The sequence below is a fragment of the Chitinophaga agrisoli genome, assembly GCF_008386695.1.
In the GTDB taxonomy this organism is placed as follows: domain Bacteria; phylum Bacteroidota; class Bacteroidia; order Chitinophagales; family Chitinophagaceae; genus Chitinophaga; species Chitinophaga agrisoli.
On the sequence record NZ_VUOC01000132.1, the window covers coordinates 1 to 409 of the forward strand.

The 409-nt window shown below is 41.8% G+C and carries 1 protein-coding gene; it reads right to left on the minus strand.

Translation table 11 applies throughout. From position 1 onward, the window contains the following. Positions 1–190: 190 nt before the first annotated feature. Positions 191–388 carry a Kazal-type serine protease inhibitor family protein gene (locus F0L74_RS34760; protein ID WP_149842250.1) on the minus strand — a complete coding sequence of 66 codons (198 nt, stop codon included), beginning with the start codon at positions 386–388 and terminating at the stop codon, positions 191–193. Positions 389–409: the final 21 nt, after the last annotated feature.

Sequence of the window (409 nt, forward strand, 5' to 3'; positions counted from 1 at the left end):
GTAGTGACATTATTTATTTATTTATTTTTTGATATTTCTCCGAGGAGCAAGTTAGTTTTAACATATTTATAAAAACCAAAACAATTGTAATCGAACAGTTCGAATACGGAACAGAGTCAGTCCCGCCGAGACATTTTAAACTAAGCCTAAAATACGGGACGTCCCGGAAAATACGGGACGTCTGGCAACCCTAAATTCTCATGTCACCGCAGCACGGCCCGTCGTAGGCAAATATGGCTTTTGCACATTTCAGTTGGCACCTGTTGCCGTAAGTAACACCGTTAGTACCACAAACAGGCCTATATTCGGTGGTGCAAATACAGGTACTTTCAGCCCCCAAAGTGCAGCAGGCGACGAGGAGGAAAATTAGAACGATTGAAGTCTTCATTGTTTTCGATTTTGAATCAAC

Excerpts from the sequence above, each read along its gene's own strand:
- F0L74_RS34760 (WP_149842250.1), bottom strand. The coding sequence starts at position 388 with ATGAAGACTTCAATCGTTCTAATTTTCCTCCTCGTCGCCTGCTGCACT.